This is a genomic window from Glutamicibacter sp. AGC46, from assembly GCF_053543715.1.
Genome location: NZ_JBLVOJ010000011.1, coordinates 272,126 through 296,118, shown reverse-complemented (window position 1 = coordinate 296,118; position 23,993 = coordinate 272,126). Strand labels below are relative to the sequence as shown.

The 23,993-nt window shown below is 58.9% G+C and carries 34 protein-coding genes and 1 pseudogene; 2 read left to right on the top strand and 33 right to left on the bottom strand.

All coding sequences use genetic code 11. The annotated features are described in order from the left end of the window. The first annotated feature begins 16 nt into the window (after positions 1-16). On the top strand, positions 17-457 hold the full coding sequence (locus tag ACNPM8_RS06570) for a hypothetical protein (RefSeq protein ID WP_400288514.1): 441 nt from the start codon (positions 17-19) through the stop codon (positions 455-457). A gap of 167 nt (positions 458-624) precedes the next feature. Here ACNPM8_RS06570 and rplQ read toward each other — a convergent pair. The 20 genes and pseudogenes from rplQ to ACNPM8_RS06470 form a co-directional block, all read right to left on the bottom strand. After that, positions 625-1,065: pseudogene (gene rplQ / locus ACNPM8_RS06565) on the bottom strand (50S ribosomal protein L17); the annotation flags it as partial. A gap of 82 nt (positions 1,066-1,147) precedes the next feature. Beyond that, the gene (locus ACNPM8_RS06560; RefSeq protein ID WP_105657647.1) at positions 1,148-2,149 is read right to left on the bottom strand and encodes a DNA-directed RNA polymerase subunit alpha; all 1,002 of its coding nucleotides are present in this window, start codon (positions 2,147-2,149) and stop codon (positions 1,148-1,150) included. A 170-nt stretch (positions 2,150-2,319) separates the two neighbouring features. Continuing rightward, positions 2,320-2,721 (bottom strand): 30S ribosomal protein S11, encoded by a 402-nt coding sequence (rpsK, locus tag ACNPM8_RS06555; RefSeq protein ID WP_038992179.1) that lies wholly within the window; start codon positions 2,719-2,721, stop codon positions 2,320-2,322. Positions 2,722-2,764: 43 nt separating this feature from the next. Then, positions 2,765-3,139: a 30S ribosomal protein S13 gene (gene rpsM, locus ACNPM8_RS06550; protein ID WP_105657648.1), complete on the bottom strand. Its 375-nt coding sequence runs from the start codon at positions 3,137-3,139 to the stop codon at positions 2,765-2,767. Positions 3,140-3,287: 148 nt separating this feature from the next. After that, on the bottom strand, positions 3,288-3,401 hold the full coding sequence (gene rpmJ / locus ACNPM8_RS06545) for a 50S ribosomal protein L36 (RefSeq protein WP_013349661.1): 114 nt from the start codon (positions 3,399-3,401) through the stop codon (positions 3,288-3,290). Between the two features lie 125 nt (positions 3,402-3,526). Next, positions 3,527-3,748 (bottom strand): translation initiation factor IF-1, encoded by a 222-nt coding sequence (gene infA / locus ACNPM8_RS06540; RefSeq protein WP_013349662.1) that lies wholly within the window; start codon positions 3,746-3,748, stop codon positions 3,527-3,529. A 230-nt stretch (positions 3,749-3,978) separates the two neighbouring features. Continuing rightward, a complete protein-coding gene (gene map / locus ACNPM8_RS06535; protein WP_133833629.1) occupies positions 3,979-4,812 on the bottom strand; it encodes a type I methionyl aminopeptidase in 834 nt (277 codons plus the stop codon). 145 nt (positions 4,813-4,957) lie between these two features. Beyond that, complete coding sequence (locus tag ACNPM8_RS06530; protein ID WP_105657650.1) at positions 4,958-5,530, bottom strand: adenylate kinase; 573 nt, start codon at positions 5,528-5,530, stop codon at positions 4,958-4,960. Beyond that, positions 5,527-6,831, bottom strand: coding sequence for a preprotein translocase subunit SecY (secY, locus tag ACNPM8_RS06525; protein WP_105657651.1), 1,305 nt, complete (start codon positions 6,829-6,831; stop codon positions 5,527-5,529). The genes ACNPM8_RS06530 and secY overlap by 4 nt, the downstream gene beginning before the upstream one ends. Positions 6,832-7,085: 254 nt before the next feature. Further along, positions 7,086-7,538, bottom strand: coding sequence for a 50S ribosomal protein L15 (gene rplO / locus ACNPM8_RS06520; RefSeq protein ID WP_448939477.1), 453 nt, complete (start codon positions 7,536-7,538; stop codon positions 7,086-7,088). Between the two features lie 2 nt (positions 7,539-7,540). Further along, complete coding sequence (gene rpmD / locus ACNPM8_RS06515; protein WP_073705901.1) at positions 7,541-7,747, bottom strand: 50S ribosomal protein L30; 207 nt, start codon at positions 7,745-7,747, stop codon at positions 7,541-7,543. A gap of 3 nt (positions 7,748-7,750) precedes the next feature. Further along, complete coding sequence (gene rpsE / locus ACNPM8_RS06510) at positions 7,751-8,428, bottom strand: 30S ribosomal protein S5 (protein WP_181148849.1); 678 nt, start codon at positions 8,426-8,428, stop codon at positions 7,751-7,753. 29 nt (positions 8,429-8,457) lie between these two features. Continuing rightward, complete coding sequence (rplR, locus tag ACNPM8_RS06505; RefSeq protein WP_105657654.1) at positions 8,458-8,829, bottom strand: 50S ribosomal protein L18; 372 nt, start codon at positions 8,827-8,829, stop codon at positions 8,458-8,460. A 2-nt stretch (positions 8,830-8,831) separates the two neighbouring features. Beyond that, on the bottom strand, positions 8,832-9,368 hold the full coding sequence (rplF, locus tag ACNPM8_RS06500) for a 50S ribosomal protein L6 (RefSeq protein ID WP_105657655.1): 537 nt from the start codon (positions 9,366-9,368) through the stop codon (positions 8,832-8,834). Positions 9,369-9,388: 20 nt separating this feature from the next. Beyond that, the gene (gene rpsH, locus ACNPM8_RS06495; protein ID WP_013349671.1) at positions 9,389-9,787 is read right to left on the bottom strand and encodes a 30S ribosomal protein S8; all 399 of its coding nucleotides are present in this window, start codon (positions 9,785-9,787) and stop codon (positions 9,389-9,391) included. A gap of 57 nt (positions 9,788-9,844) precedes the next feature. Beyond that, entirely contained in the window at positions 9,845-10,414 is a 570-nt protein-coding gene (gene rplE / locus ACNPM8_RS06490; protein WP_038992189.1) for a 50S ribosomal protein L5, read from the bottom strand. After that, complete coding sequence (rplX, locus tag ACNPM8_RS06485) at positions 10,414-10,758, bottom strand: 50S ribosomal protein L24 (RefSeq protein ID WP_013349673.1); 345 nt, start codon at positions 10,756-10,758, stop codon at positions 10,414-10,416. The genes rplE and rplX overlap by 1 nt, the downstream gene beginning before the upstream one ends. A 2-nt stretch (positions 10,759-10,760) precedes the next feature. Then, positions 10,761-11,132 (bottom strand): 50S ribosomal protein L14, encoded by a 372-nt coding sequence (gene rplN, locus ACNPM8_RS06480; RefSeq protein WP_013349674.1) that lies wholly within the window; start codon positions 11,130-11,132, stop codon positions 10,761-10,763. A 512-nt stretch (positions 11,133-11,644) separates the two neighbouring features. Then, the gene (locus tag ACNPM8_RS06475) at positions 11,645-12,562 is read right to left on the bottom strand and encodes an endonuclease/exonuclease/phosphatase family protein (protein ID WP_448939476.1); all 918 of its coding nucleotides are present in this window, start codon (positions 12,560-12,562) and stop codon (positions 11,645-11,647) included. A 145-nt stretch (positions 12,563-12,707) separates the two neighbouring features. After that, positions 12,708-13,211, bottom strand: a complete 504-nt coding sequence (locus ACNPM8_RS06470) for a VOC family protein (RefSeq protein ID WP_133833627.1) — start codon at positions 13,209-13,211, stop codon at positions 12,708-12,710. 72 nt (positions 13,212-13,283) lie between these two features. Between ACNPM8_RS06470 and ACNPM8_RS06465 the strand changes: the two genes are divergently transcribed. Continuing rightward, positions 13,284-14,072, top strand: a complete 789-nt coding sequence (locus ACNPM8_RS06465) for a helix-turn-helix domain-containing protein (protein WP_133833626.1) — start codon at positions 13,284-13,286, stop codon at positions 14,070-14,072. Here the strand turns inward: ACNPM8_RS06465 and ACNPM8_RS06460 are convergent. The 13 genes from ACNPM8_RS06460 to ACNPM8_RS06400 form a co-directional block, all read right to left on the bottom strand. Continuing rightward, positions 14,069-14,488, bottom strand: coding sequence for a RidA family protein (locus ACNPM8_RS06460; RefSeq protein ID WP_402695896.1), 420 nt, complete (start codon positions 14,486-14,488; stop codon positions 14,069-14,071). The two genes, ACNPM8_RS06465 and ACNPM8_RS06460, sit on opposite strands and share 4 nt — an antisense overlap. A 99-nt stretch (positions 14,489-14,587) precedes the next feature. Then, complete coding sequence (gene rpsQ, locus ACNPM8_RS06455; RefSeq protein WP_105657660.1) at positions 14,588-14,875, bottom strand: 30S ribosomal protein S17; 288 nt, start codon at positions 14,873-14,875, stop codon at positions 14,588-14,590. Next, on the bottom strand, positions 14,875-15,138 hold the full coding sequence (gene rpmC, locus ACNPM8_RS06450) for a 50S ribosomal protein L29 (RefSeq protein ID WP_105657661.1): 264 nt from the start codon (positions 15,136-15,138) through the stop codon (positions 14,875-14,877). The genes rpsQ and rpmC overlap by 1 nt, the downstream gene beginning before the upstream one ends. A 2-nt stretch (positions 15,139-15,140) precedes the next feature. Next, the gene (gene rplP / locus ACNPM8_RS06445) at positions 15,141-15,557 is read right to left on the bottom strand and encodes a 50S ribosomal protein L16 (protein ID WP_105657662.1); all 417 of its coding nucleotides are present in this window, start codon (positions 15,555-15,557) and stop codon (positions 15,141-15,143) included. Continuing rightward, complete coding sequence (gene rpsC, locus ACNPM8_RS06440; protein ID WP_013349682.1) at positions 15,558-16,340, bottom strand: 30S ribosomal protein S3; 783 nt, start codon at positions 16,338-16,340, stop codon at positions 15,558-15,560. Next, on the bottom strand, positions 16,341-16,706 hold the full coding sequence (gene rplV, locus ACNPM8_RS06435; protein ID WP_013349683.1) for a 50S ribosomal protein L22: 366 nt from the start codon (positions 16,704-16,706) through the stop codon (positions 16,341-16,343). A gap of 59 nt (positions 16,707-16,765) precedes the next feature. After that, on the bottom strand, positions 16,766-17,047 hold the full coding sequence (gene rpsS / locus ACNPM8_RS06430) for a 30S ribosomal protein S19 (RefSeq protein ID WP_013349684.1): 282 nt from the start codon (positions 17,045-17,047) through the stop codon (positions 16,766-16,768). A 12-nt stretch (positions 17,048-17,059) separates the two neighbouring features. Continuing rightward, the gene (gene rplB / locus ACNPM8_RS06425; protein WP_105657663.1) at positions 17,060-17,899 is read right to left on the bottom strand and encodes a 50S ribosomal protein L2; all 840 of its coding nucleotides are present in this window, start codon (positions 17,897-17,899) and stop codon (positions 17,060-17,062) included. A 31-nt stretch (positions 17,900-17,930) separates the two neighbouring features. After that, a complete protein-coding gene (gene rplW / locus ACNPM8_RS06420; RefSeq protein ID WP_013349686.1) occupies positions 17,931-18,233 on the bottom strand; it encodes a 50S ribosomal protein L23 in 303 nt (100 codons plus the stop codon). After that, a complete protein-coding gene (gene rplD / locus ACNPM8_RS06415; protein WP_105657664.1) occupies positions 18,230-18,832 on the bottom strand; it encodes a 50S ribosomal protein L4 in 603 nt (200 codons plus the stop codon). The genes rplW and rplD overlap by 4 nt, the downstream gene beginning before the upstream one ends. A gap of 4 nt (positions 18,833-18,836) precedes the next feature. Next, a complete protein-coding gene (gene rplC, locus ACNPM8_RS06410) occupies positions 18,837-19,487 on the bottom strand; it encodes a 50S ribosomal protein L3 (protein ID WP_013349688.1) in 651 nt (216 codons plus the stop codon). Between the two features lie 20 nt (positions 19,488-19,507). Further along, complete coding sequence (gene rpsJ / locus ACNPM8_RS06405; RefSeq protein ID WP_013349689.1) at positions 19,508-19,816, bottom strand: 30S ribosomal protein S10; 309 nt, start codon at positions 19,814-19,816, stop codon at positions 19,508-19,510. Positions 19,817-20,214: 398 nt separating this feature from the next. Continuing rightward, a complete protein-coding gene (locus tag ACNPM8_RS06400; protein WP_448939475.1) occupies positions 20,215-23,961 on the bottom strand; it encodes a hypothetical protein in 3,747 nt (1,248 codons plus the stop codon). Between the last annotated feature and the right edge of the window lie 32 nt (positions 23,962-23,993).

The following is a 23,993-nucleotide window of genomic DNA, read 5'->3' as shown; positions in this document are numbered from 1 at the left end:
TCGCCTAAGGATCTCAATGTCGAAAAAGTTCGCGGCATCTGCCGCTGCGCTCACCCTTGCATCTGTCATGCTCACTGGTTGCAGTGCAGGCAAACTGTCCACCGAGGAAACCTGCGTTTACATCAACGACCAGGTGGCTGAACGCGGACTGCAGAAGAAGGCGGAGGACTCCAGCGCAGAGCTCTTGGCTGGCGATACATCGGCTTATGCCGAGATCATGAACGAGTTCGATTCCATCCTGGGCGAAGCCGCTGAGAACACGAAGGACAACAAGCTTGCCACGTCCTTGAATGCGGCATCGGAGCAGACCAAGAAAATGGCTGGCCTGATGGCTGAGGGCAACAGCAGCAACATGATGGAAATTTCGCAGAAGATCGCCGAACTGGATACGGCTGAGGCTTCCGAGGCTACCGAATACCTGAATACGGCTTGCCCGGACATGGATTCGTTCAGTTAGACAATTCCAAGATGCGGATGCCCCTGCCCTCCAACTGACGGGCAAGATCACCCGCGTCTTCACGCAAACAGGCATAAAAAAAAGATTCCCGTTGGTTCCTTGCGGATCCAACGGGAATCTTTTTCGCCTTTGCAGGCGAGAGAGCATTAGCTCGAAGGGGCTTAGGCCTCTTCGGTCTCAGCAGCCTTCTCGGTAGCCTTGGTGGCTTCCTTGACGACAGCCTGCTTTGGCGAAACTGGCTCCATCACGAGCTCGATAACAGCCATAGGAGCGTTGTCGCCCTTGCGGTTACCGATCTTGGTGATGCGGGTGTAGCCACCCTCGCGGTTTGCCATTGCTGGTGCGATGTTCTCGAACAGTTCGTGAACGATCGACTTGTTGGTGCGCGAACGCGAAGCGATGACGGCCTGGACGCGGCGACGCGAAGCCAGGTCTCCGCGCTTAGCGAAGGTGATCAGGCGCTCTGCGTGTGGACGCAGACGCTTGGCACGGGTCAGGGTGGTGGTGATCTTCTTGTTCTCGAAGAGCTGTGCCGACATGTTAGCGAAAATCAATCGCTCATGTGCTGCACTGCCGCCGAGACGCGGACCCTTGGTAGGGGTAGGCATTGTGGTTCTCCTAGATGAATAACCCGTACTGGACGAATATTTCGTTCAGTCGGATGAAGTAGTGTGTCGCTAGACGCGGGTCTTACAGACCTTCGTCGTATTCGTCGCCATCGTCGATGGCGCTACGAGCGGCCAGATCGAAGCCTGGAGGGGAATCCTTCAGGGCCAGACCCAGTTCAACCAGCTTGGCCTTGACTTCGTCAATGGACTTCGCACCGAAGTTGCGGATGTCCATCAAGTCGGCCTCGGAGCGGGTTACGAGTTCACCCACAGAGTGGATGCCCTCACGCTTCAAGCAGTTGTACGAACGAACGGTGAGTTCCAGATCCTCGATCGGCAGCGCCATGTCAGCAGCCATAGCTGCATCGGTTGGCGATGGACCGATTTCGATACCTTCAGCCTGAGTGTTCAGTTCGCGGAACAAACCGAACAGCTCAACCAGGGTGGTACCTGCGGATGCAACTGCATCGCGCGGGGTGATCGATTCCTTGGTCTCCACGTCAACGATCAAACGATCGAAGTCGGTGCGCTGCTCGACACGGGTTGCTTCCACGCGGAAGGTCACCTTCAACACTGGGGAGTAGATCGAATCAACTGGGATTCGACCGATCTCGCCATCAATGTTCTTGTTCTGAGCGGCAGACACATAGCCACGGCCGCGCTCAATGGTCAGTTCCATGTCGAACTTGCCATTGGCGTTGAGGGTGGCGATGTGCAGATCAGGGTTGTGGAACTCCACACCTGCTGGAGGGGTGATGTCCGCTGCAGTAACGATGCCCGGGCCCTGCTTGCGCAGGTAGGCAACGACTGGCTCGTCGTGCTCGGAAGATACTGACAGGTTCTTGATGTTCAAGACCAGTTCGGTGACATCTTCCTTGACACCGGCTACGGTGGTGAACTCATGCAGTACACCGTCAATTCGAACACTGGTGACAGAAGCACCAGGAATCGAAGAGAGCAGGGTACGGCGGAGCGAGTTACCAAGGGTGTAGCCAAAGCCTGGCTCCAGTGGTTCGATAACGAACCGGGAGCGGTTTTCGGCAACTACTTCTTCGGTCAGGGTTGGGCGCTGCGTAATGAGCACTTACATTTCCTTTCAGCGAGCGTCCGCTATATGACGCCTCACGGGGGTGGAAACGACGGTAGCCTGAGGTGGCCGTTCGTCTTTTTGCAGGCTAATAAGTCCAAGACAGTCACCGGAGCACCCACGAGTGAATGCTTCGGTGACTTCTTAGGCTAAGCCTAGCGAATCAATTAGACGCGGCGACGCTTCGATGGGCGGCAACCGTTGTGAGCGCTTGGGGAAACATCCTGGATGGATCCAACCTCAAGGCCAGCAGCCTGCAGCGAACGGATCGCGGTTTCGCGTCCCGAGCCTGGGCCCTTGACGAAAACGTCAACCTTGCGCATGCCGTGCTCCTGAGCGCGCTTTGCAGCGGACTCAGCAGCCATCTGGGCAGCGTATGGGGTCGACTTGCGCGAACCCTTCATGCCTACCTCGCCGGCCGAAGCCCACGAGATAACAGCGCCAGTCGGATCGGTGATCGATACGATGGTGTTGTTGAAGGTGCTCTTGATATGCGCCTGTCCCTGCGCAATATTCTTTTTGTCCTTGCGACGCGGCTTACGTACCGCTCCACGAGTCTTTGGGGGCATTTCTTCTCCTACGAAAAAAGTATTTGAACTAGATCGCTAAGATTTAGCGAGTCTTCTTCTTACCTGCGACGGTACGCTTCGGGCCCTTACGGGTACGTGCGTTGGTCTTGGTGCGCTGACCGCGGACCGGCAGGCCCTTACGGTGACGAATACCTTCGTAGGATCCGATCTCAACCTTGCGGCGAATGTCAGCCTGAACCTCACGGCGCAGGTCACCTTCAACCTTGTAGGTGCCTTCGACGAAGTCGCGCAGCTGCACGAGCTGGTCATCGGTGAGATCCTTGACGCGAGTGTCCGGGCTGATGCCGGTCGCTGCGATGGTCTCTTCTGCACGGGTCTTGCCCACGCCGTAGATGTAAGTCAGCGCGATAATTACGCGCTTCTCGCGTGGAATGTCCACGCCTGCTAAACGAGCCAAGTGGCTACCTTTCAACGAACGGAGGTCTGGAGCAGTACCTTCCGTGATTGCGCACGGCCCCGGCCTCCGAATCCGGGGGTACACCAGGACTTTCGTCCTAGCTGATACTGCCTAATTGACTACGCGTGGGAATCCCGTAAAAACGGAATTAGCCCTGACGCTGCTTGTGGCGTGGGTTCTCGCAGATCACCATGACCACGCCGTTACGACGGATCACCTTGCACTTGTCGCAGATCGGCTTCACGCTAGGGTTAACCTTCAAGGCTTTGTCCTTTTGCGGTTGCAGTTAAATGTGGAGCAGTAAAAAGCTTTGCCCAAGAACATCATTCAGCGGCCGTAGCACAAGATTGCGCTGCGCACGCTGGGAAAGTCTTGGATTCTGCAGATTTACTTGTAGCGGTAAACGATGCGACCTCGGTTGAGGTCGTATGGGCTCATTTCAACCTGCACTCGGTCCTCTGGGAGGATTCGAATGTAGTGCTGACGCATCTTACCCGAGATAGTGGCGAGCACTACGTGTCCATTCGGCAGCTCCACGCGGAACATCGCGTTCGGCAGTGCTTCCGAGACGGTGCCCTCTACCTGGATGACGCCTTCCTTCTTGCCCATTTTCCCCGCTAACTTTTTTTGTTGGCAATTTCCACCAACAAGTAATTGGTTCTGGTCCTTGATCCCTGTACCGAAAACCCGAGGGTTTTAGGCGCAATTAAATCAGGAACCAACAAACAACGATACGGCATTAGTCCACACAGTGCCAATCGTTCATTGACATTTAAAATGTTAGATCCAGCACGCCACAGCCATGTGGCGTACTGGATCCGATGATTTCCAGGCTGGTGCTAGCCCTGGATCGGCGATGGGGTCACGCCGAATGGGGCCAGTCCGGCCGCTCCCCCATCGTGCGCGGTCAATACCCAGATGCCGCCCATGTGGAATGCCACGGTGTGCTCCCACTGCGAGGCGTTGGACTTGTCGTTGGTGACAACAGTCCAGTCGTCTTCCAGCACGGAGGTTTCGATGCCACCGCGAACCAGCATTGGCTCGATGGCCAAGCACATGCCCGGCTTGATGCGTGGGCCGCGGTGCCCCGAGTTGTAGTTCAGCACATCCGGTGCCATGTGCATCTGCGAACCGATGCCATGGCCGCAGTAATCCTCGAGGATGCCCAGCTCGTCGCCTGGCTGGCTGGTGACGAAGTCATCGATGGCCTGGCCGATCTGGCCGATGAAGCGTGCGTTGGCCGCCGCGGCGATGCCGGCCCACATGGCCTGCTCGGTGATGTCGCTCAGGCGCTGGTCAGCTGGGTCGATGTTCTCGCCCACCAGCACGGTGCGTGCCGAGTCGGAGTGCCAGCCGTCGATGATGGCGCCGCCATCGATCTTCAGCACGTCGCCGTCCCTCAGCTCGTAGTCCGATGGGAAGCCGTGGACTACCTCGTGATTGACCGAAGCGCAGATGTTCGCTGGGAAGCCATGGTAGCCAAGGAAGTTGCTGGTCGCGTTGTGGCGTTCGAGCACCTTGCCAAAGGCCTGGTTGATCTCTTCGGTCCGCACCCCGGGCCGAGCCATCGCAACGGCTTCGTCCAGCGCTTCAGCCAGCACCAATCCGGCCTGGCGCATCTTCAGGATCTCGGAGTTGGATTTGTACTCGATTTTCGGCTGTCCTAAAGCCAATGTGATTCCCCTGCCTCAAAGTGTGATGTCCTTGCCGTGTGCCGCTGCCGGCAACCGCAAGGTCCATCAATGCAAAAAGTGCGCAGGGACCGGGCTGCAACATCCATTGTTGCTGCACGGTCCCTGCGCGTTGTAACGCTTGTGTCTAGGCGTTGACGTTCAACGCTGCAAGAACACGCTCGGTGACTTCGTCGATAGCGCCCAGGCCGTCGACCTTGCGCACGATGCCGCGTTCCTCGTAGCGCTCCACAACGACGCGGGTCTCGTCGTTGTACAGGCCCAGGCGGTGGCGGATGACCTCTTCGGTGTCATCGGCGCGGCCTTCGATCTGCGCACGCTTCAGCAGACGGGCTACCAGCTCGTCGTCATCAGCGGTCAGCTGCAGCACTGCGTCCAGGGCGATGCCCTTGTTGGCCAGCATCGCATCCAGCGCGTCCACCTGCGCACTGGTGCGCGGGTAGCCATCGAGCAGGAAGCCCTTGGCGACGTCGTCCTGGTTCAGGCGGTCTTCAACCATGTTGTTGGTGACCGAATCAGGGACAAAGTCTCCGTTGTCAATGTACTTGCTGGCTTCGAGACCCAGCGGGGTTCCGCCCTTGACGTTGGCACGGAATATGTCGCCGGTCGAGATGGCGACAATGTCCAAGCGCTCGGAGATCTTTACGGCCTGGGTGCCTTTGCCGGCACCGGGTGGTCCAATAATAAGCAGTCGACTCATCGCAGAAGCCCTTCATAGTTCCGTTGCTGCATTTGAGCATTGATTTGCTTGACGGTTTCCAAACCCACACCAACCATAATCAGGATCGATGTACCGCCAAATGGGAAGCTTTGGTCAGCGTTGAACAGCACGAAGGCAATCAGCGGGATCAACGCAACGAACGCAAGGTACAACGCGCCCGGGAAGGTAATACGGGAAATCACGTACTGCAGGTAATCGGCGGTCGGACGACCAGCACGAATGCCCGGAATGAATCCGCCGTACTTCTTCATGTTGTCGGCGACCTCTTCAGGGTTGAAGGTAATCGCAACATAGAAGTAGGTGAAGCCGATGATCATCAAGGTGTACACCAGCATGTACCACGGCGATGAAGTCGCTGAGTGCTCCTGCAGCCACATCGCCCACTGGGGCAAGGTGCCATCATCGTTCTGGTTGAACTGAACGATCATCTGCGGCAAAGCCAGGATGGAGCTGGCGAAGATCACTGGGATCACGTTCGCCATATTCAGCTTCAATGGAATATAGGTGGAGGTGCCGCCCACGGTGCGGCGTCCCACGGTGCGCTTGGCGTACTGCACCGGAACACGTCGCTGGGACTGCTCGACGAAGACCACCAGGGCTACAATCAACAAGCCCACCAGCAGCACGCCAATGAAGGTCATGATGCCCTGCGCCTGGAAGATGGCGCCCATCGAGGATGGGAAGCCCGAAGCGATGGAGATGAAGATCAGGATGGACATGCCGTTGCCGATGCCGCGCTCGGTGATCAACTCGCCCATCCACATGATCAGGCCGGTGCCTGCGGTAAGGGTGATGATCATCAGCAGGATGACAATCAACGAGTCATCCGGGACCAGCGGAAGGGTGCAGCTTGGGAACAGGCTGCCGGTACGGGCCAGGGTGACCAAGGTGGTTCCCTGAAGCAGTGCCAAGGCGATGGTCAGGTAACGCGTGTATTGCGTCATCTTGGCCTGGCCGGCCTGGCCTTCCTTGTGCAGGGCCTCGAAGTGCGGGATCACCACACGCAGCAACTGGACGATAATTGCCGCAGTAATGTACGGCATGATTCCCATTGCGAAAACCGAGACCTGCAACAGGGCGCCGCCGCTGAACAGGTTCACGAATGAATAAAGTCCACCGGTGGTTTCACCCATTGCCAGACACTGCTGAACGTTGCTGTAATCAATGCCCGGAGCGGGAATGAATACACCGACACGATAGATCGCAATGATCCCAAGCGTGAACAGCAACTTGTTGCGCAGATCAGGCGTCCGAAAAACTCGGGCTATGGCGCTGAACAAGCGTCCTCCTGAAGTAAGTGCTTGAGCCTGAGGAAGAGATTCTTCCCAGACCTAACGATTCTAGCGGTCTGTTAGGCAATCCTGCCAAATGCGCCACACGAAATGCACACAAATGTTTGCAGGAATGATCCTAAACCGACTAATCAGCCAAGCAATTATAAGAAATCTTAGAATGTTTCGCCGAGAGAAAGAAAGTCCCGGTTCACGTTGATTGCTCAACGCGAACCGGGACCATTCAAAGGCTTGACCCTGTATTAGAGGGTGTTTGCCGAGCCGCCAGCAGCAGCGATCTTCTCGGAAGCGGAAGTCGAGAAGGCGTTAACCTTCACGTCAACCTTAACCGTGATGTCGCCGGTGCCCAGCACCTTGACAGGCTGGTTCTTGCGAACGGCGCCCTTGGCAACCAGTGCCTCGACGGTGACTTCGCCACCTTCTGGGAACAGTTCCGAGATCTTGTCCAGGTTTACAACCTGGAACTCGACGCGGAATGGGTTCTTGAAGCCGCGCAGCTTTGGCAGACGCATGTGCAGCGGAAGCTGACCACCTGCGAAGCCTGCCTTCACCTGGTAACGAGCCTTGGTACCCTTGGTACCGCGACCTGCGGTCTTACCCTTGGAGCCCTCACCGCGACCCCCGCGGGTCTTAGCGGTCTTGGCACCCTCAGCTGGGCGCAGGTGGTGAACCTTAAGTGCTTTTTCTTCAGCCATCTCTACTTCGCCTCCTCGACCTTCAGCAGGTGTGGGACCTTGTTGACCATGCCAACAGTCACAGGATCGGCGGTGCGAACAACGGTGTGACCGATGCGCTTCAGACCCAGCGAGCGAACAACGTCGCGCTGGCTCTGGTTTCCACCAATGATGGACTTGACCTGGGTGATTGCCAGCTTGGCATCGCTTGGAACAATGTTCTTAGCCATTGATTAAGCACCTGCCTTCTGGGCCTGGATGTGACGCAGCATTGCTGCTGGTGCAACCTCGTCCAGCGGAAGACCGCGGCGAGCTGCAACAGCTTCAGGCTCTTCCAGAGCCTTCAGTGCAGCAATGGTGCCCTGAACGATGTTGATCTGGTTCTGCGAACCCATCGACTTCGACAGGATGTCGTGGATGCCTGCGCACTCCAACACGGCGCGCACTGGGCCACCGGCGATAACACCGGTACCAGGAGCTGCTGGACGGAGCAAGACAACGCCAGCGGCGGCCTCACCCTTGACCAGGTGTGGAATGGTGGTGCCAACGCGTGGAACGCGGAAGAAGGACTTCTTGGCCTCTTCTACGCCCTTTGCGATAGCAGCAGGAACTTCCTTGGCCTTACCGTAGCCAACGCCGACCATACCGTTGCCGTCGCCAACGACCACAAGTGCGGTGAAGCTGAAGCGACGACCACCCTTGACGACCTTGGAGACGCGGTTGATAGCTACAACGCGCTCAAGGAACTTGTCCTTGTCTTCGTTGCGGCTATCCTTCTGGTCACGACCACGACCGCGGCCTTCGCCACGTCCACGGCCTTCACCACGACCGCGGCCTTCGCCGCGACGGGATCCTGCGTTCTCGGTAGCGGGAGCCGATGCAGTCTCGACTGCTTCAGTAGCTTCAGACACCTGAGTTTCCTTCTTGTTAGTTGCTTCGCTCACAGTGCCAGCCCACCTTCACGTGCGCCGTCAGCAACAGCAGCCACGCGACCGTGGTACTTGTTGCCACCGCGGTCGAAGACAACTGCTTCGATGCCAGCAGCCTTGGCGCGCTCTGCAACGAGCTCACCAATGCGCTTGGACTTTGCGGTCTTGTCGGCATCGCTTGCGCGAAGATCTGCTTCCATGGTCGATGCGCTGGCCAGGGTGATACCCTGCGAGTCGTCTACGATCTGTACGAAGATGTGACGAGCCGAGCGGTTGACAACCAGGCGTGGACGAACGGAGGTACCAACGATGTGCTTGCGCAAACGCTGATGACGACGACCGCGCTGAGCGGACTTGCTCTTGCCCTTGATTCCGATAGCCATGATTACTTACCAGCCTTTCCGACCTTGCGGCGGATGATCTCGCCAGCGTAGCGAATGCCCTTGCCCTTGTAAGGCTCGGTCTTGCGCAGCTTGCGGATGTTAGCGGCAACTTCACCGACGTGCTGCTTGTCGATACCGGCAACGGTGATCTTGTTGTTGCCCTCGACCGAGAAGGTGATGCCTTCAACGGCAGCAACCTTCACTGGGTGCGAGTAGCCCAGAGCAAGCTCCAGCTCGGCACCCTTAGCCTGTACGCGGTAACCGGTACCGTGGATTTCGAGCTTCTTCTCGTAACCATCGGTTACACCAGTGATCATGTTGCTGATCAAGGTACGGGTCAGACCGTGCAGCGAACGAGCCTCGCGGGAGTCGTTCGGGCGGCTGACGGTAACAGTGTTCTCGTCCTTGGCAACGGTGATTGGAGCCTTAACGGTGATCGAAAGTTCACCCTTAGGACCCTTGACGGCGACCAGCTGGCCGTCGACGTTCAACTCAACGTTGGCAGGTACGGAAATCGGAAGACGTCCAATACGTGACATTGTATGTTTCCCCTTTCCCGTTACCAGACGTAGGCGAGGACTTCCCCACCCACGCCCTTCTTTGCAGCCTGACGGTCAGTAAGCAGACCGGAGGAGGTGGACAGGATAGCGATACCAAGACCACCGAGCACGTGAGGCAGGTTGGTGGACTTTGCGTAAACGCGAAGACCTGGCTTGGAGATACGGCGTACGCCAGCGATCGAACGCTCGCGCGATGGGCCGTACTTCAAAGTGATAGTCAGAGTCTTGCCGACTTCTGCTGCAACTTCCTCGAACGAGGCGATGTAGCCCTGTTCCTTGAGGATGTTAGCAATGCGCACTTTCAGCTTGCTCGACGGCATCGACACAGTGTCGTGGTAAGCCGAGTTGGCGTTGCGCAGACGAGTCAGCATATCTGCGACTGGATCTGTCATAGACATGTGGGCTTCAGCCCTTCCTCGTTACGGTTTCCTTAGCGGACCTGTAACGTAGTGAGATTAGTTGTTGGTCTTGAATGGGAAGCCCAGAGCCTTAAGCAAGGCACGGCCTTCGTCATCAGTCTTGGCGGTGGTAACGACAGTGATGTCCATACCACGTACGCGGTCAACCTTGTCCACATCGATTTCATGGAACATCGACTGTTCGGTCAGACCGAAAGTGTAGTTGCCATTGCCATCGAACTGGCGGTCGCTCAAGCCGCGGAAGTCGCGGATACGAGGCAGTGCCAGGGTGATCAGGCGGTCGACGAATTCCCACATGCGATCGTTACGCAGGGTGGTGTGGGTACCGATTGGCATGCCTTCGCGCAGCTTGAACTGTGCGATCGACTTGCGGGCCTTGGTAACCACTGGCTTCTGACCGGTAATTGCGGTCAGGTCGCGTACGGCGCCTTCAATGAGCTTCGAGTCCTTGGCTGCTTCGCCAACACCCATGTTCACGACAACCTTGGTCAGGGATGGTACCTGCATTGGGTTGGCGTAGTTGAACTGCTCCTGCAGGGCAGGGCGGATGTCAGCTGCGTACTTAGCCTTCAGACGTGGCTGGATCTTGGTGGCTGCTTCAGTCATTACAGATCCTTTCCGGAAGCCTTGGCGTAACGAACGCGTACAGTCTTGGACACGCCGTTCTTTTCTACGGTTTCCTCGCGGAAGCCGACGCGGGTTGGCTTCTTGGTCTCTGGGTCAACCACTGCAACGTTGGAAACGTGCACTGGAGCCTCAACAACCTCGATGCCGCCGGTGGTCGAACCGGATTCGGTCTGACCTGCCTTGGTGTGCTTGGTGACGCGGTTAACGCCTTCGACCAGCACGCGGTTGGACTCGGTAATGACCTTCAGGACCTTGCCCTGCAAGCCACGTTCCTTGCCAGCGATGACCTGAACCAGGTCACCCTTCTTGATCTTTGCGCCCATGGTTACAGCACCTCCGGAGCCAGCGAAACGATCTTCATGAACTTCTTGTCACGAAGCTCGCGGCCCACTGGGCCGAAAATACGAGTACCACGAGGATCGGCAGCGTCACCCTTGAGGATAACTGCAGCGTTCTCGTCGAACTTGATGTAGGAACCGTCTGCACGACGGATTTCCTTCTTGGTGCGAACGACGACTGCCTTTACGACGTCGCCCTTCTTTACGTTGCCGCCAGGAATTGCATCCTTGACGGTAGCGACAATGGTGTCGCCAATGCTTGCGTAGCGACGCTTCGAGCCACCAAGAACACGAATGGTAAGGATTTCCTTAGCACCAGTGTTATCGGCAACCTTAAGTCGCGACTCCTGCTGAATCACTTCTTACTCCTGTCGTCTCGCTGGTTCTCATGAATGAGCCTTGCGGAACGGATATGGTCTCCACGATACGTATCGCTTACCCCCACTGGCGCGGGCGCACCGAATGCTGATCCCAAATGCCGGCAGGGCCGAGGCGTAAAATATCGAGGCTGCACTTGCGCGGCCAAACGGATTTGGACCGCACTGCATTATGTCGAAGGTGGATAGTCCCCGGGCATGATGCGCACAGATTCTTAAGTCTAGCCTAGAGTGGCGCGAATCCGAAATGGTGTGGTAAGAGAAAAGCGAGCGTCGTTCGTCACACCTTGGACACCGCAGATTCGCTGAATTTCGGGGTTTTGGTGCTGCCATCCAGTTGGGCAACTGGTCGCTTGCGGCGGCATCAGGGTGCCATTCGAGGTCGCCCATGCGCCGCCGTGGATGAAAAGCGGCTGAATCGCCAAAAGTGAAATTATTTTTCGGTCAGCCCTGGGCAGCTCCAGCATCCGGCCGTCACCGGCAGGAATCATTGCTCAGCGACGGAATTCGACCGTGGCGCTCACCGCAAGATGATCCGAGCCGTCGATGATGTGAGAAGAAGAGCCCGTGATGGACAGGCCCTTCGCCACGATATGGTCAATGCCGATCAATGGCGGGAAGCTTCCGCCGGCTGGCCAGGTCGCGCGGGGCCAGACTCCATCAGCCTGCGCATACCCGTCCCCCAGGGCACGGAATCCTGGATGGGAGCGAACGGAGTTGAAGTCGCCAGCAAGGATAACGGGATGATCTCGCTGCTGATTCGACCAGTCGATGACTGCTTCCAAGCCCTGGCTCCATCGTTGCGCATCGCCAACCGGCGGATAGACATGGATGCCGGCCACTCGCACGACCCCACCGGGTGCCTGCACATCGGCAACCGGCAAGGAGTACCAACCGGTGTCCGCTGAATCCAGATCGGTGGAGCGTTCCTGCAATGGGTACTTTGAGAAAATCACGGTATCCCGTTCTCCCCCGGCGGGTGCCTCTTGGCTCCGATAGCCAAATCCATCCAGCGCGTCCAGCGCTGCGAGCTGCTGGTGCATTGGTTCGCTGGTTTCAACAAGGACGAGAATCTGCGGATCCGTGTCCCTGATCAGTTCAGCTAGCTGCGCCGGGTTCGCTCCTGCCTTCAAGGCATTGAACGATAGGAGAACCAGCTCGGAGCTGCCGTTTCCGGTCTGGCCAGCGGGAGAGCTCCATTGCACGTTGGGCAGTGCACCGCAGAGCAGGAACACCAGCACGAACCCGCTGATGAGCCATTGCTTGCGCAGTAGCCCGATAACCAGAACCACTGCCGGGAAGAGCAACAGATATGGTTGGAATGCCTGAACCTTGGGAATCAATCCTGCACCGGGGAAACCCAGATACGGGAGAATGCCAATAGCTAGGGAAGCAACAAGAAGCGTACCCATAGGCCATCCCAGGGATGGTTTTCGGGCACGCGTCATCGTCATCATCATCCGAGCCTATTCGAAGCAGACGACAATTCCGGCAAGGACACTTCCGCCTAGGTACGATAGCGGCTCGATGCGATTGCGACTGCCCTTGGCTTCTTCATCACTGCTGCGAGGCCCACTGCGCGACGCGCTGGGCGCTCTCTTCCAGCGACAGGTCTTCCACCCTGGACATGATGGACCAGCGCACACCGAAGGGATCCAGAATCGAAGCGAAGCGGTCACCCGAGACGAAGTTGCCCAGTGGTTCTCGGATACTGGAACCGGCAGCCTCGGCCCTGGCCACCACCTCATCTGCGTTTTCGCAGTAGAAACCCAAGGAATAGCAGGCATTCGGCGCAGCTGGCGGGCTGACTAGTCCGTAGGCCGGCGAAGGTTCCCCGATCTGCAAACGGCCATTGCCGAATGCAATTTCTGCATGCACGACAACGCCTCCCATTTCGGTGGAATCTACCACTGTCGCACCGAATACTTCTTCATAGAATCCCAGCGCTGCCCTTGTGTTGGGCACAGTCAAGAATGGCGTCAGACTGGTGAATCCATGAGGGACACCGGCAGTTGTATGCATTCCCGTCACACCTTGCGTGACTTCATCTTGATTTTCCATGTCCCTAGGCTAAGCCTGTGTGGCACGCTGGTTCTTGTAGATATGCGACAACCCGCACGGGTGGTAGAGGCCATGGAATCAGCACCGGATCCGCGAGGCGTTCTCTATCCTGCCCGGCTATCGGCAATCGAGCGATTCTCCCCCGGTCCAGGACTGCAGGAATTGGTCTCCTGGTTTTGGCTGGTGGATTGGAACATCGCGCCCGGACGTACCTCACGGCAACAACTCCTGCCCTTTCCGCAAATGAATCTGGTCATTGAGCCAGAAGGCATTACGCTATCCGGCCCGGCCAGCGGCGCTTCGCACCGCGACCTGTCCGGGAGCAGTTGGGCAGTCTCCGCCTTGTTGCGCCCAGCGGCTGCGCAGGCTCTCAATGTGTCCCCCGCAGAGTTGCTGGACCAGGAAATCCAGTTCAGCGCACCTGGGCTGCTGGCCTCGATAACAAGGATGAAGACTCAACCAGGCCACGGGAACTCCGGTTCGGCCTGTGCCGAGCTCTTCGATTCGTGGCTCACCGCTCACCTTCCAGCAGCCACAAGTTCTGGCCTCCAAGCTAATAAGCTGCTCGACACCGTCGCAGCGGAGCGCGGAATCGTAAGGGTCTCCCAACTGGCCCATCGCTTGTCGCTCAGTACACGCAGTCTGCAACGGATTTCGGAAAGGTATTTGGGACTGGCTCCGCTGGCGGTGATTCGGCGGTACCGTTTGCAAGAGGCTGCTCATCGGCTGCGCGCAGACACTGCAGTTTCTATCGCTGGCATCGCAGCGGAAATGGGGTATGCGGATCAAGCCCATCTAGCGGCAGACTTCCGCAAAGTCTTGGGCTACTCCCCTGTTACCTATCGAAAGGGCAGAGCCTAGTCTGGCAGTACTGCCGCCACGGCACTGATTTCAACCAGCGCACCTGGCACACCGAGCTTCGCGACGAAGGCTGCAGACACCAGGGGTGGTTCAGTGGCTGCCAACTGTTCACCTATGGCTCCATAGACGCTGTTGACGTCGGTTCCTTCCACCAGCAGCACGTTCCACTGCACTACATCCTGGAATCCCGCGCTGGCCGCCGCCAGTGCGAGCTTGGAGTTTCCCAGTGCCTTGGTCGCCTGCGTTGCGGCATCCCCGGCTCCGATCAGCTGCCCTGTGCCGTCTACGGCGTTCTGCCCGCCAACATAGATAGTCGTGGCACCCGGCGGGACGATGGCTACGTGGCTGAAAGCTGGAGAGTTGACAAGGCCAGCGGGACGCAGTTTCCTGATCTGTTCCATAGTCCAGTGTGGCATTTTATTCACTGCTTTTTAAGACAGAAATGCCCCGAACTCTTCTTGCGAAGTGTTCGGGGCATTCTCCAATCACGAGATCCGTGAAATCGGAGCGAAAGCTTACTTAGCCTTCTCCACGATCTCAACGAGACGCCAGCGCTTGTCAGCAGACAGCGGGCGGGTCTCAGCGATGACAACCAAGTCGCCGATGCCGGCGTCGTTGTTCTCGTCGTGAGCCTTCACGTTCTTGTTGCGACGCATGACCTTGCCGTAAAGGGCGTGCTTAACACGGTCCTCAACGTCTACGACGATGGTCTTCTGCATCTTGTCAGATACCACGTAACCACGGAGGGTCTTGCGGTCGTTACGCTCGGTAGCGTTATCCACACCGTTCTCCTTCTCGCTCATTACTTGGAATCCTTCTTGGTTTCTTCAACCGGAACAACGACATCCTGACGAATGCCCAGCTCGCGCTCGCGCAGCACAGTGTAAATGCGTGCAATATCGCGCTTGATGGTCTTCAGGTTCCCGTGGGAATCCAGCTGGCCGGTAGCCGACTGGAAACGCAGGTTGAACAGTTCTGCCTTGGCCTTCTTCAATTCCTCGTTCAAACGAGCGGTATCGAAGCCGTCCAGGGACTCAATGCTAAGGTCTTTCGAGCCGATAGACATCCCTATTCACCACCTTCACGACGCACGATGCGTGCCTTCATTGGCAGCTTGTGGATTGCAAGACGCAATGCCTCTTTAGCTACCTCTTCACTGACGCCACCGAGTTCAAACATGACTCGTCCTGGCTTTACGTTGGCGACCCACCACTCCGGCGAACCCTTACCGGAACCCATGCGGGTTTCGGCAGGCTTCTTGGTAAGCGGACGGTCTGGGTAGATGTTGATCCAGACCTTACCGCCACGCTTGATGTAACGGGTCATGGCGATACGAGCGGCTTCGATCTGACGGTTAGTCACGTAAGCCGGGGTCAACGCCTGGATGCCGTACTCACCGAAAGCAACGGTGGTACCGCCCTTGGCAGCACCCGAACGCTTTGGGTGGTGCTGCTTGCGGAACTTCACACGACGTGGGATAAGCATTTAAGCCTGTCCTCCTTCCGCAGCCGGAGCTGCAGCGCCCTTGCGATCGTTACGACGACGGCGTTCGCCGCCACGTGGACGGTCGTTGCCGCCACCGCGGCCGCCACGAGCTGGAGCAGCAGCTTGCTGTGCAGCCAGTTCCTTGGCGGTTACGTCACCCTTGTAGATCCAGACCTTCACGCCGATACGGCCGAAGGTGGTCTTGGCTTCGAACTTGCCGAAGTCGATGTTCGCGCGCAGGGTGTGCAGTGGCACACGGCCTTCGCGGTAGAACTCCTTGCGGGACATTTCTGCGCCGCCAAGTCGACCGGAGCACTGAACGCGGATGCCCTTGGCACCAGCGCGCATTGCCGACTGCATTGCCTTCTTCATCGCACGGCGGAAAGCCACGCGGGAAGCAAGCTGCTCGGCGATGCCCTGGGCGACCAGCATGGCCTCCATGTCAGGGTTCTTGACCTCGAGGATGTTCAGCTGAACCTGCTTCTTGGTGAGCTTTTCCAGCTCGCCACGAATACGGTCAGCTTCTGCACCGCGACGACCAATGACGATACCTGGACGTGCAGTGTGGATATCCACACGTACGCGGTCACGGGTACGCTCGATCTCGACGCGGGCGATGCCAGCGCGATCCATGCCGTTAGACAGCAGGGCGCGGATCTGGACATCTTCCTTCACGTAGTCAGCGTAACGCTGGCCTGGCTTGCTGGAATCAGCGAACCAGTGGGAAACGTGATCGGTGGTGATGCCGAGACGGAAACCGTTCGGGTTAATCTTCTGTCCCATTTAGTTCTCCCCACCCTTCTGCGTGGTTGAAACAACCACAGTCACGTGGCTGGTGCGCTTCTTGATCTGGAATGCGCGACCCTGTGCACGCGGCTGGAACCGCTTCATGGTCGGACCTTCGTCAACAAACGCTTCGCTGATAAACAGCTCGTCCTCATTGAATGCTTCACCTGCGCGGTCCGCGGCGGCACGGGCGTTAGCCACTGCCGATGCGACAACCTTGTATACCGGCTCCGAAGCTGCCTGTGGGGCAAACTTCAAGATGGCCAGTGCTTCGTTGGTCTGCAGACCACGAACAAGGTTGACGACGCGCCGGGCCTTCATAGGCGTTACGCGGATGTGACGCGCAATTGCCTTGGCTTCCATTGCTATCCTTCTCTCGTCTATCGAAGAAGTGCTAAGCGATACTAGTACCCTTGCGGGGCCTAGCGGCGCTTGCCCTTCTTGTCGTCCTTCACGTGGCCACGGAACGTACGGGTTGGGGCAAACTCTCCGAGCTTGTGTCCAACCATCGATTCGGTTACGAACACAGGAATGTGCTTGCGACCGTCGTGTACGGCGATGGTGTGTCCCAGCATGTCCGGGATGATCATCGAACGGCGGGACCACGTCTTGATGACGTTCTTGGTGCCCTTATCGTTTTCAGCAACGACCTTTAGGAACAGGTGCTGATCGACGAAGGGGCCTTTCTTCAGGCTGCGTGGCATGTTTCCAGGCTCCTATCGCTTGTTCTTGCCGGTCTTGCGGCGACGCACAATGAGCTTGTCGCTTTCCTTGTTTGGACGACGGGTGCGTCCCTCACGCTTACCGTTAGGGTTGACCGGGTGACGACCACCGGAGGTCTTGCCCTCACCGCCACCATGTGGGTGGTCAACTGGGTTCATGACAACACCGCGAACGGTTGGGCGTACGCCCTTCCAGCGCATACGGCCGGCCTTGCCCCAGTTGATGTTGATCTGCTCAGCGTTGCCAACTTCGCCGATGGTTGCGCGGCAGCGCACATCAACGTTGCGGATTTCACCCGAAGGCAAACGCAGCTGGGCGTAGCGGCCCTCACGGGCTACCAGCTGGATCGATGCACCAGCGGAACGAGCCATCTTAGCGCCGCCGCCTGGGCGAAGCTCAACAGCGTGAATCACGGTACCAACCGGGATGTTACGCAGTGGCAGGTTGTTGCCTGGCTTGATGTCGGCGCTTGCGCCGGCCTCAATTGGGTCACCCTGCTTGAGGTTGTTCGGTGCGATGATGTAGCGCTTGGTGCCGTCCACGTAGTGGAGCAGTGCGATACGAGCGGTACGGTTCGGGTCGTACTCGATGTGAGCGACCTTTGCCGGAACGCCGTCCTTGTCGTGACGACGGAAGTCGATAACACGGTAGGCGCGCTTGTGTCCGCCACCCTTGTGACGGGTGGTGATCTTACCGGTGTTGTTACGGCCGCCTGACTTGGTCAGGGGACGAACCAACGACTTTTCCGGAGTCGATCGGGTGATTTCTGCGAAGTCGGCTACCGACGAGCCGCGAAGGCCCGGGGTAGTCGGCTTGTACTTACGAATTCCCATTATTAATATTCCTCGTTAAAGTGGTCTCCGCTTAGGAAAGCGGACCGCCGAAGATGTCAATCGAGCCGTCCTTCAAGGTGATGATGGCGCGCTTGGTGCTCTTGCGCGATCCCCACCCGAAGCGGGTGCGCTTGCGCTTACCAGCTCGGTTGATGGTGTTTACGGAGTCAACCTTGACGTTGAAGATCGCTTCAACGGCGTACTTGATTTCCGACTTGTTGGAGCTTGGTGCCACCTCGAAGGTGTACTGACCTTGATCGATCAGACCGTAGCTCTTTTCCGATACGACAGGTGCGATGACCACGTCGTGTGGAGCCTTTGAGAACGCGCTCACTTGGCTTCCTCCTTCTGGACCAGGGCATCGAAGGCAGCCTTGGTGAAGACTACGTCATCCGAAACCAGAACATCGTAGGTGTTCAGCTGGTCGACGTACAGAACGTGCACATTGACGAGGTTGCGAACCGAAAGGGCTGCAACATCGTTGGCGCGATCGATGACGACAAGCAGGTTCTTGCGCTCGGTGAGCGAACGCAAGGTAGCCAGAGCATCCTTGGTCGAAGGCGTTTCGCCAGCAACCAAGTTCTCAATCACGTGAACGCGATCGAAGCGTGCGCGATCAGACAGGGCGCCGCGCAGTGCAGCAGCCTTCATCTTCTTCGGGGTACGCTGCGAGTAATCACGTGGGGTTGGACCGTGGACAATGCCACCGCCGGTCATGTGCGGAGCACGGATCGAACCCTGACGGGCGCGGCCGGTACCCTTCTGCTTGAACGGCTTGCGACCTGCACCCGAAACCTCGGAGCGGTCCTTGGTCTTGTGGGTACCCTGGCGGGCAGCAGCAAGCTGTGCAACGACAACCTGGTGCAGCAGCGGGACGTTGGTCTGTACGTCGAAGATCTCTGCAGGCAGTTCGACGTTAAGTGCCTTAGTCATTTACTTATGCTCCCTTCACGGCGTTGCGTACGAGAACGACGCGGCCGCGGGCGCCTGGAACGGCACCCTTGATCAGCAGGAGGTTCTTCTCAGCGTCGATAGCGTGAATGGTCAGGTTCTGAGTGGTAACACGCTCAGCACCCATGCGACCAGCCATCTTCTGTCCACGGAAAACGCGACCTGGGGTCGATGCGCCGCCGATGGAACCTGGCTTACGGTGGTTCTTGTGAGCACCGTGCGATGCGCCAACACCGTGGAAGTTGTGACGCTTCATAACGCCGGCGAAGCCCTTACCCTTCGAGGTGCCTACGACGTCGACCTTCTGGCCGGCTTCGAAGACCTCTACGGAAAGTTCCTGGCCTGCGGTGTACTCGGCAGCGTCTGCAGTGCGCAGTTCTACCAAGTGGCGACGTGGGGTGACGCCAGCAGCCTCGAAGTGACCAGCCAGTGGCTTGGTGACCTTGCGAGGATCGATCTGGCCGTAGCCGATCTGAACTGCGGTGTAGCCATCGCGCTCTTCGTTGATGAGCTTGGTGACAACGTTGCTATCAGCCTGCACGACGGTGACAGGGATCAGGTTGTTGTTCGAATCCCAAACCTGGGTCATGCCGAGCTTCGTGCCCAGCAGGCCCTTGAAATTACGGGTTGCGGTCATAGTTTTCTCGCCACCTCCCCTTAAAGCTTGATTTCGATGTTGACATCCGCTGGCAGGTCGAGACGCATCAGCGAATCAACAGCCTTCGGGGTCGGATCAACGATGTCGATCAGACGCTTGTGCGTGCGCATTTCGAAGTGCTCACGGCTGTCCTTGTACTTGTGTGGCGAACGGATAACGCAGTACACGTTCTTCTCCGTTGGCAGCGGCACTGGGCCGACTACGGTTGCGCCTGCGCGCGTGACCGTCTCAACGATCTTCCGGGCCGAAACGTCAATGACCTCGTGGTCATACGACTTCAGCCGGATGCGGATTTTCTGTCCCGCCATGGCGTCATGCCTCTTTCTGTTAGCACTATCTAAAGTTTCTGTGCCTATATACGGGTCCTTGCAGACCGGCACGCCTTGCTCTGCGGCTGAATCCGGATCAGATCCGGGTTCCTCACCCGCAGGAGGCTCCGACCCCCGCGCTCGGGCGTGTCGTGAAATTTTCAGTCACAACACTCCCACAAAGTTTTCACTTTATCGAAGGGCCTTATAGTTTGAAGCAGTCGTATCGATCCCGAACCCCAGGCATTATCCTGCGTGAGAGTCGATCCCGGTCGTTCAAACCAGACCGGTTACCCCATAAATGGGGACCGGGTTGCATTGAAGCAACTTATCTAGTCTGACAGGTCGGCAACGATCGCGCAAATCTTTTATGCCTATCCGCGCCCGTGATCTTGACCTCACACCTCGCGTGGCCCGTCCTGCCCGGACGGCTCCTGCCCCGCGGGGATCGGTGGATCAACAGGGTTTTGCGGCCTCACGGGCAGCGAATTCTGCTTGTCGACCTTCACCAGCTTGAAGACCGCGGCCGCAATCAGCCCCAAGCCAATGACCACCAGCCAGAGGAATGCCAAATCGCGCAGGAACCACAAGACGGACAAGGTGATAGCCGCCGCACCCCACCAAATGAACAACCGCTCCCCCAGCTTCAAGCCCCAGGCCACCAATCCACCGAAGAAGACCAGGCCGATCGCCTGCGCAACACCATTGGATTGGACCAGTGCGGCGAGCAAGGCCAGGCTGCCGGCCACTGAGGCGGCCAGCAGGTATGCCCTCTCCAATCGCGCGTTGGCCCTGATATTGCGCCACGCGACCAGCACTACTGCAACAATGCAGGCGTAGGCCGCCAAGTTGCTGGCCCGTGGTGTGCCAAGGATCTGGGCATAGCTGCCCAGCGCCAGCACCGCGCCCAGGAGGATGAAGACGTCCACCGCGTAGGGCACCAGCCGCCGCGGAAGTTCAAAGAGCCGCACCAGCACCGCAACGCCGAAGACCAGCAGCGCTCCGCCGGCCACCTGCCAAATCGCTCCGCCATCCAGATGGGCGATGCCACCGGCCAGCAAGAGGGCCAGGAGCATTGCCGCGAAATACAAGCGCGAGGCGCTGCCGGGCGGATCGGCATGGAGGTAGCCGAATTCCGGATAGCCGGGAATGGGGTCCTTCATTCGCCCATGGAAGATTGCCAGCAGGTACAGCGCGAGGCCCGCGCCAACCAGCGCCCATGCGGCATCCATCGGTGCTAGCACCACTGCCCCACCGGCTTGCCGCACCTCGAAGACTGCACGCAGGATAGCGACGCACAGCATGATGGCGGCACCGGCCGCGTACCAGGCGCTCTTGCGCGTGTGCACCAGCAGGATGAAGCCGAGGGCCAGCAGCAGGTGCGCACCCACTGCCCACCACGACCCCGCCTGCCATGCGGCGGCCCACGCCGCCGGAAGGAAGATGGCCAGGCCCAGGGCTATCGAGTACGACTTGTTGGCGCGCAACCGCCATTCAAGCACGAGTGCGGCCAGGCTCAGGGCCAGCAGCATGGCGCAAGCAACCTGGGAACTCCACCACGTAGAGCGGACCCATCCGGTCGCATCTTCCATGGCCAGTGCAGGAATGCTGATCAGCAGGATCAGTGCCAGGATCGGGGCAAATAGATAGAGCTGGCGCTTGGCCGCCGTCAAGCTGGTCTCGGCCTTGAACGCGGTCAGCCCGTGCAGCCCGAAGAACAAGCAGGCCAAGAGGACCGCTCCCCGATCCATGCCGCCCGCGAACTGCCCGTAGGCCAGCGTCGCCAGTGGAATGCCAGCCAGCAGTCCCACCGCCATCCAGTGCAATTCCCTGCCCAGCGCTTTGCCGTCGCGGATGCTGGCCAGCAAGCGGAGCAGCTGCGGGACGGCTATCGAAACCAGCAGCAGGCAGAACCGGCCGTGGATGTCGAATTCCATGCTGTAGGCAATCCACCACACCATGGAGCTGAAGAGCACTTGGGCCAACGCTGCATAGAGGATCTTCCACCGCGTATTGGTGCTGCGGCGCAGGCTCCAGATGAAATAGCCCAAGGTTGCCGCCCCGATGAGGATTGCCAGCGGCCAGATCTCCTTGCCGAAGCTGAGCGCATAAAGCCCAATCAGCAGGCAGGCCGCAACGACGTTGATCGGCTGTTCCAGCGCGGGGCGCTGTGCAGGAATATCGCGAAGCCGTCGACCCGAGGCAATGACCAGGCCAACTGCGAGCACAAGGCCAGTGATGAACCACGCCAGCCCGCCGATGCCCAGGAACACCACGGTGCTTTCGCTGGCGTAGGAATAGTCGCCAGCGGTTGACAGCAGGCGCAGGCTGAAGAGCAGCACCACGCCAAGTAAACCCGAAGCGCCCACACGTCCCAGCCGGTGCCCCTGCACCATGCCGGAATCCAGCACGGCACGGCTCGCCAGATTCGCCGCCCACAAGATGAACAGCACGAAGAGCACCGCAATCAACGGGGCTGAGCCGTCAGGATTTCCGTAGTCCCCAGCCGTGAGCTCATCAAGCGCAGCACCGAGCACGCCTGCGCCAACCAGGGTAAGGACCCAGCGCGCATGGAGCGTCATTTCCCTGCGCAGGTTCCGGGCGTTGCGCTGAGCCAGCGAAAGCCCGAGCAGAGCCAGGGCGAATACCACCAGCGGGCGCCAACTGTGGTTCTGCATATCGACCAGCGCCACCAGGGGAAGAACCGCGATGACTCCAACTTCCAGCTTGGCGCTGCGCAGCAAGCCGGGAATGCCCAGCGCCATGAAGATGGGAACCGCGATGTAGCAGAGCACGAAGGCCTCGAAGCCCTGCGCGGAGAGAAACGCGCCGATCACCGAAGCGACCGCTAAGCACCACAGCACCGCACGTTCACCTTGCAGGTGCCTGCGCGCCAATCCCAGCCTCTGCTGGTAGCCGGTGGAGCAGAGCAATACCGCTACCGCTTGGAGCCCGAAGGCGAAGGCGAGCACCAGCCAGCTGCTCGTTGCGGAGAAACCGAGGTAGCTGCAGCCGGCCACGAGCATCGCCATGAAAGCAGCGCGGGCGGCGTAGGCGCGCAGCAGCCGCAGGTTGGGCAACAGCCTGACGCTGAGCAGCAACTGGGCGGTGAGCAACGCGAAGATCCAGAACAGATCCCGGCTGGCGAGCATCTCCAAGAGGATCACCGACAGCGCAAAAACAAACGCAGGCAGCAGCTGCGCGGTGCCGTGCAGGGCCCGGAAGAAGATTGAGTGGCGGATCCTTTCGCTGCGTACCGCCAAGAGCATCAGCGCAATAGAGAGCACCAGCAGGATCAGCATGTAGTCCAGGACGCCACGCTGCATCGCGGCCGCGCCGGCCATGGCGGTGCTGACCAGAATCAGCACGGCTACCCACGCCAGAACACGGGACTTGAACGTCAGTGTTGCGTAGCCCACGGCTAATGTGCCGATGGCTGAGAAAACCAGCCAGGTCGCCGGGCCGGATATATTCACCGTGCTGTAGGTAGCGATGGCGCACAGCGGCAATAAAGCCAGCCCGGTGCCGGCAAAGGCCGCTCCTGCCGGACGCAAGGATGGTTTCACTGCGAAGGTGACCAGGCCGCCGCCGTAGAAAGCGGCTGACAGCAGGAATAAGGCGATGAGCTTTGACAGCGGCGGGAGCGCGAAGCTCAGGAAGAGCGCGCCAGCGGCAACGATCATCAGGGCCGCGACGTACAGCGTGATGTTGATGTTGCGCAGTTCGCGCTCGCGTTTGGTGAGCACCTTGATTGGCTTAGCCGGTGCAGCGCGCTGGAGGGTGGCAGTGGGGAGCGGCGCGCGGTACGCGGGGGCAGCACCGGCCGCCGGTGGCTGGAGGTATGGCTGGCTGGACGGCGCCATCGATGCGGCCGGCGCCGCATCGTTGCGGCTTGCAGGCTGCGGTTCAAGCGGCTGTGCGGGGACCCCCGGCGCTTGGGCAGCAGCCGGGGCCGCGGCACCCGGCGGCCCGGGTTGCCCCAGGTACTTCACTGCCTCGTCGTAGCCTTGCTGCCACGCTTCGCCCAGCGCATCAAGCTGCTGCTGCCTTTGCGATTTATCCCGACTCCCCTGGCGCCGGCCGAGGCCGAAAGCCAACAGGACCAAGATGATAGAAACGATGATCCAGCCCATCATTGATGCCACTCCCCCACTTAGCGAATTGTCGCGCCCTCCAA